The sequence below is a fragment of the Aeromonas sp. MaB10011B genome, assembly GCF_017939325.1.
In the GTDB taxonomy this organism is placed as follows: Bacteria; Pseudomonadota; Gammaproteobacteria; order Enterobacterales; family Aeromonadaceae; genus Aeromonas; species Aeromonas caviae.
The window spans coordinates 1-5,427 of record NZ_JAGKRK010000009.1; the positions used below are offsets into that span (position 1 = coordinate 1).

Consider the following 5,427-nt stretch of genomic DNA (forward strand, 5'->3'; position numbering starts at 1 on the left):
CTACGTCATTTTTAACGTAGCCAAGCAGGAGGGCGAGCCTATCTTGAAGCGCAGCGAAAGATAGGCTCGCCGGTGCCTTACGCCCTTTTCTTTCAAACAAAAAAAGAGAGATGCTCTTGGCGAGGTGGGTAACTGCGCCCGTCCGTCCACATGCCATCGGTTCGGCTTGTGGGCGGCAGCAGTTATCCACGGAAGCGGGTTAGGTTTGGCTCTGGCCGGAGGTACGTATGGGGTTCGACAAGCCCCTGCTCGATTTAGGGAGCCGGATCAGCGTTGAAGGGGGCTTGCTCAACTTCGATTTGGAGGCCCAGAAGTGGCGGGAGTGCCTCATTGCCTTGGGCCTTGAGTTGGATTGAAAATCATTTTGCCGATTCGACAAATCATATTTCCAAAGTGATTGACGGCCTCCCCCAAGAGGGTACAATCAAATTGTCGATTTGACGTTTCAAATATTGGATTTGATGATGCAGGAAAAAGAGGCCAAGACCATTTTCGACATGGGCGGATTCTCCAAGGCGATGATCGTCCCCACCCCTATGGGGGCTGGGTTCCATCTCCACCTGGTACGCTTCGGCAAGGGGGGCTCCGAGGTGGTAGAGCGCCAGCGCGGCGGCTGGCGGGTTTTCTCCTCGATGGATGCCGCGGCCAACACCGCGAATGGCATCGGCTTTCGCCGCATCGAGATCGACCTGAGCAGCCGTTAGGGCCGCCAGTGCGGCCATCGAGGCTGCCCAGCTAAAAACATCGTGCAGGCCAATAGGGGGCACCTCAGAAAACGGAAAATAAAGCACGCTAAGGCATAGCTGACCTTGCCAGGCCTGCTTCGCCCTGTAGTGACGCGATCAACGGGCAGGAAACATTCCCCTTTCGCGCTTGGCCGCCGTCACCGCGCTTTCCACCGCCGCGAGCTGGCGGGCGATGTCGAGGCAGGTTTCTCCCCCTTCGATCATCCCGATGACGTGCCGCAGATGCCCCTCGGCGCGCTTGAGCCGCTTCACCAGGTCGGGATGGGTGGTGTGCTTATGCATGTCTTCCATGCTGAAATCATATCCCCCCAGGGGGGATACTGCCACTGGATGTTAGATCAACGGCTGCTTGCCAGGCGGGGGGAATGGTCGCCGAGCCAGGCTAAGGCAATTGCCCGGAGCGGCATCCCGGCCGTGGTGAGACGCGAACACAAATGTGTACAACAATTCACATGAAAACATGTTCATGTGTTATATTTTGAGCCACAGTCAAAGACCCAGTTTCCCGAGGCCCCATGTCCCAATCCCACGCACATGACCATGGTCACGATCACGACCATGATCATGACCACACCCCGACCGTGACCAGCGCCAACGAGCGCAAGGTCCTGCTGTCCTTTTTCCTGATCTTCGGCTTCATGGTCGTGGAGGCCGTCGGAGGCGTGCTGTCGGGCTCGCTGGCCTTGCTGGCCGACGCGGGCCACATGCTGACCGACGCCGCGGCGCTCGCACTGGCCTACGCAGCATTCCGGTTCGGCCGCCGCGCGGCCGACAGCAAGCGCACCTTCGGCTACCTGCGCTTCGAGGTCATCGCCGGTTTCCTGAACGCCGTGACCCTGTTCGCGATCGTCGCTTGGATCGCCTACGAGGCGTGGGAGCGGCTGCAGGCGCCGCCCGTGATCCTGGCCGGCCCGATGATGATCGTCGCCGTGCTCGGCCTGCTGGTGAACGTGCTCGTGCTGTGGATCATGACCCGCGGAGAGACCGATCACGTCAACGTGAAGGGGGCCATCCTGCACGTGATGGGCGACCTGCTCGGCTCGGTCGGCGCCATCGTCGCTGCGATCGTCATCTACCTCACGGGCTGGACGCCGATCGATCCCATCCTGTCGGTCCTGGTCGCGGCGCTGATCCTGCGCAGCGCATGGAAGCTGCTCGCCAAGTCGATCCACATCCTGCTGGAAGGCGCGCCGGAGGATGCTTCGCCGGAGAAGGTGGAGCAAGGCCTGATGGGCGCCGTGCCGGGCCTGGCGGCCGTCAGCCACGTTCACGTGTGGCAGCTCACCTCCGGGCGCACGATGGCCACGCTGCACGTTCGCCCCAACGTGGACGAGGAAGCACGCGCCGTGGTCAAGCGCGTCGAAGCGGTGCTTCGAGAGCAATTCAGCATCGAACACGCCACGGTCGGGATCGACTGGAACTCGGGCACCGACGAGAACGTCTGCAGCTTGCAGCCCACGTCGGAGCGTCAGGACCACAGCGGCCACGATCACAGCGGTCATGACCACAGCGGGCACGACCACAGCGGCCATGATCATGGCAATCACAAGCATGGCGGCGGGCACAGCCACGGCCATGACCACGACCATTCCGCTCCTGGTCACAGGCATTGAGGCCGCGCGAGCCGGCTCGCACTCCACTTGAGGATTTGCATCCATGACGTCCCGCAAAACCACCAGCGCCGACACCGCGCAATGCTCGACCACCAGCCACGACGCGGCGACCGATGCCCTCGCAATGTCGCAAAGTGACGTCGCTGTTCTGGCCGAGACCTTCCGCCTGCTGGGCGACCAATCGCGATTGAAGATCCTGCTGCAGTGCATGCATGGCTCGGTCGCCGTGGGGGACATCGCCGAAGCGCTCGACCTGTCGCAGTCTCTGGTCAGCCATCACCTGCGGCTGCTGCGCGGTGCGCGCCTCGTGCGCGGCGAACGCCAAGCCAAGCACATCTTCTACAGCATCGCGGACCAGCACGTCAGCCAGGTGCTGCAGGACATGGCGGTCCACATTTCCGAGGACAAAGCCGACGACTGACCAGGCCCAAGCACCCAGGCGAATGGCAGGTTGCGAGGCGCCGGTACCCACGCCGCCGGTTAGCCTCAAGGACGTCCCAATAGGCCGACAACATGCCAAAGTCTCACGGCTCCATCCCCCCTAGCCCTCTGGTTCGTCTTGGCAGCAGCTCCCGCAGCTTCTCGTCGAGCTCGTTGTTTTGTTCCGAGAGTTGTTGGTTGTAGCCCTTCAGCTTCGAGATCTCAGCCTCCAACCGCTTCACCGCCTGCTCATGCAGCCCAGCATCCCACTTCAACCCCAAAAGCTCTTGTTTGGCTTCGCCTAACGCTCTCTGAGCTATTTCGGCGGCTAGTTCGGCCTGCTTGGCCTTCTCAAGCAGCTCCGCGCTGTAGCGGCCTTTCTGGCGGCTAAACAGCGCCTGTTTGAGTTGAGCATTCTCCTCCTGCAGGACGGCGTTCTCGCGCTCAAGGCGCTTGGCCTTGGCATGGCCGGTCACCTTATCGAGCATCGACGGTGCCGGCACCTGTCCGGCTGCCTTGCGGGGGTCGTGCGGTGCCCCGCCAGCGGCGCCGGGCTTGTACTCGCAGGCAATGTGCGCATTGACGGCCTGCCATGCTCGTTTCCGCAGGGCTGCAACCTTGCTGGCCCCGTCCAACCATGCCTTGGCCTGTAGCTTGCCGTCTCTGATCGGCGTTACGACAACATGAAAGTGCGGGCTGCTCTCGTCGGTGTGAAAGTCGATCCCAACGATGTTGTCCTCCCCGAACTCCTGCACCGCCCATGCTTTGACCCCCCGGGCTGCGAGATTCATCGGCTTAATAATGTGGAGTGGCCTCCCCTCTGGAAAGTCCAGTTCTGGCTCCTCTCGCCAGTCTGTCTGGTTGCCAAGCTGGATCACGAACTGGATGGCCTGAACGGCATCTTTGCGCTTGGCGAGCCCTTTGGCCTTGACCAGCGCCTCTGGTCTCCATGGTGTTACCTGGTGGCGGCCTTCTGGGGTAAACCATGCCTCCGGTCGGAGCTGGCTTTCGGTGGCGTGGAGGCGGAGGTTGTGCCCCTCTGCCCTGCCGACGGAGGAGGACTGCATCTTGTCGATCGCTAGCGAGAATGAGAGCGCCATTGTGTCTTTGCCCCTTGCTCTTTGGTCTCCGGAAACAGTACCAGATTGAGGAGGCAAAGTGTTCTCCTAACACTTTGGTGCCCAAAGTTGGAGCCCTGCGGGGCGAAAAAAACCTGCCGCACTGCGCTTGCCAAACCCAGAAAAAAGGGCAACTAGCGCAGTCTAGTTGCCCTTTTCTATTGGGTTCTCTTGAGGGGGCTTATGGCTCATTTATGAGGTCTTCGGTAGGAAGAGCCATTGGATTACCGTGATAGCCAAGCTCCAACAACTTAATGTGGTTGTCTGAAATTTTTTGGAAATGGAGCACCCAGTCAGACACCTTGTACTTGCTATGGAAAGAGCCTTTGAAACATGGATCTCCGATGTGGGCATGCCATAGAGCGAACGTTCTTGCGTGTTCCTCTATAGCTTCTTTGTTCGGATAGTGGTCAGGCACCTTGTACGATGGCGATACCTTCCCAATCCATGCCGGAGGGCCAAACAATCCATGTTTTTCGAAGTGATCGATGAAATCATCGATCTTGGACAAGGTGGTTTTAGAGTATCGCTCGTTGTAGTACTTCAGGAACGTTGTCCCGAAATCTACAGAGTTTTGTGGGGTGCTTTGGCTGCCTGTTTTGCCCATTCTCTGCGCTGTTCTCTAGTGAGGCCAGAGGGCATTCTAACAGACGGTTCTTCGGTTAACGAAATCAGACGCTGAAGCTCTACGCCAAATACTTTAACCCCTTGCAATTCAAGGTTTAAAGCTTGGAGTTTCATACAGAATCCTTTGGTGAGTAAGTGGTTTACGTTTTAAGTTTCTACGTTCACTTGCGTTTATTCAATATAAATCAACGAAAACGGATGCCACTCGAGATTGACGATCCTTTGGGATCCAGCGTAACCTGCTCGCCAGAAACGAAAAAACCGCCGTTAGCGCGGCGGTTTTTACGGGAACCCAAGTGTTAGCGCACCGGAGTTCCTGGGTAACAGCTTCAGGCGGAAGCAGCTACCGAATACCAATCAAGTTTAGCGGCAACCTGCCGCACCTTTCAAGCTAAATCCCGCCTGAACCCCTGTTACCGTTGGCCTCTGCCAATGGCGATAAGTCGTATCCGCTCGAATTGGAAGCATGTTGATGTTGTCGAGCGGGTGCAGGGGTCGGGCCGAACGGGGAATCCTCACATACGGCCCAGCGTGCGACGCGCACCATAGCCTCCCATGGCTCGCAACCATGGGGTACCAGCACCGAGCGCAACGGGGAACCAACCACGGCCAGCTCGATAAAAACGGCGCGGCAGTCCAGCCCACAGGTGGGGACTGAAGCAGGTACAGAGTGGCGAGGTGTGTCTCAGGAGCGCGTGAGGGGGAGCTGCCGCAAGCAGCCTCGATAGTCCTGAGCAAGGCGAGCTATCCAGCGTAACTACGTCATTTTTAACGTAGCCAAGCAGGAGGGCGAGCCTATCTTGAAGCGCAGCGAAAGATAGGCTCGCCGGTGCCTTACGCCCTTTTCTTTCAAACAAAAAAAGAGAGATGCTCTTGGCGAGGTGGGTAACTGCGCCCGTCCGT

General features: G+C 58.9%; 6 protein-coding genes and 2 pseudogenes. 4 read left to right on the top strand and 4 right to left on the bottom strand.

Annotation, left to right across the window (positions count from 1 at the left end; genetic code table 11):
* The first annotated feature begins 227 nt into the window (after positions 1 to 227).
* Both J9893_RS21900 and J9893_RS04015 read left to right on the top strand, forming a co-directional pair.
* Positions 228 to 356: a hypothetical protein gene (locus tag J9893_RS21900; RefSeq protein ID WP_258555716.1), complete on the top strand. Its 129-nt coding sequence runs from the start codon at positions 228 to 230 to the stop codon at positions 354 to 356.
* Between the two features lie 108 nt (positions 357 to 464).
* The gene (locus tag J9893_RS04015) at positions 465 to 704 is read left to right on the top strand and encodes a plasmid replication protein RepB (RefSeq protein WP_114522571.1); all 240 of its coding nucleotides are present in this window, start codon (positions 465 to 467) and stop codon (positions 702 to 704) included.
* 88 nt (positions 705 to 792) lie between these two features.
* Here J9893_RS04015 and J9893_RS04020 read toward each other — a convergent pair.
* Positions 793 to 873, bottom strand: a pseudogene (locus J9893_RS04020) (MerR family transcriptional regulator); the annotation flags it as partial.
* Positions 870 to 1,037, bottom strand: a pseudogene (locus tag J9893_RS22045) (metal-sensing transcriptional repressor); the annotation flags it as partial. The pseudogenes J9893_RS22045 and J9893_RS04020, both read right to left, overlap by 4 nt.
* Before the next feature lie 224 nt (positions 1,038 to 1,261).
* Here J9893_RS22045 and J9893_RS04030 point away from each other — a divergent pair.
* Both J9893_RS04030 and J9893_RS04035 read left to right on the top strand, forming a co-directional pair.
* Positions 1,262 to 2,359, top strand: a complete 1,098-nt coding sequence (locus J9893_RS04030) for a cation diffusion facilitator family transporter (protein WP_008786738.1) — start codon at positions 1,262 to 1,264, stop codon at positions 2,357 to 2,359.
* Between the two features lie 43 nt (positions 2,360 to 2,402).
* Positions 2,403 to 2,780 (top strand): metalloregulator ArsR/SmtB family transcription factor, encoded by a 378-nt coding sequence (locus tag J9893_RS04035; RefSeq protein WP_008786737.1) that lies wholly within the window; start codon positions 2,403 to 2,405, stop codon positions 2,778 to 2,780.
* Between the two features lie 103 nt (positions 2,781 to 2,883).
* Here the strand turns inward: J9893_RS04035 and J9893_RS04040 are convergent, their stop codons facing one another.
* Positions 2,884 to 3,879, bottom strand: coding sequence for a plasmid recombination protein (locus J9893_RS04040; protein ID WP_114522573.1), 996 nt, complete (start codon positions 3,877 to 3,879; stop codon positions 2,884 to 2,886).
* Between the two features lie 582 nt (positions 3,880 to 4,461).
* Entirely contained in the window at positions 4,462 to 4,638 is a 177-nt protein-coding gene (locus tag J9893_RS04045; RefSeq protein ID WP_181824794.1) for a hypothetical protein, read from the bottom strand.
* Between the last annotated feature and the right edge of the window lie 789 nt (positions 4,639 to 5,427).

Excerpts from the sequence above, each read along its gene's own strand:
- J9893_RS04040 (WP_114522573.1), bottom strand. The coding sequence starts at position 3,879 with ATGGCGCTCTCATTCTCGCTAGCGATCGACAAGATGCAGTCCTCCTCC.
- J9893_RS21900 (WP_258555716.1), top strand. The coding sequence starts at position 228 with ATGGGGTTCGACAAGCCCCTGCTCGATTTAGGGAGCCGGATCAGCGTT.
- J9893_RS04035 (WP_008786737.1), top strand. The coding sequence starts at position 2,403 with ATGACGTCCCGCAAAACCACCAGCGCCGACACCGCGCAATGCTCGACC.
- J9893_RS04015 (WP_114522571.1), top strand. The coding sequence starts at position 465 with ATGCAGGAAAAAGAGGCCAAGACCATTTTCGACATGGGCGGATTCTCC.
- J9893_RS04030 (WP_008786738.1), top strand. The coding sequence starts at position 1,262 with ATGTCCCAATCCCACGCACATGACCATGGTCACGATCACGACCATGAT.
- J9893_RS04045 (WP_181824794.1), bottom strand. The coding sequence starts at position 4,638 with ATGAAACTCCAAGCTTTAAACCTTGAATTGCAAGGGGTTAAAGTATTT.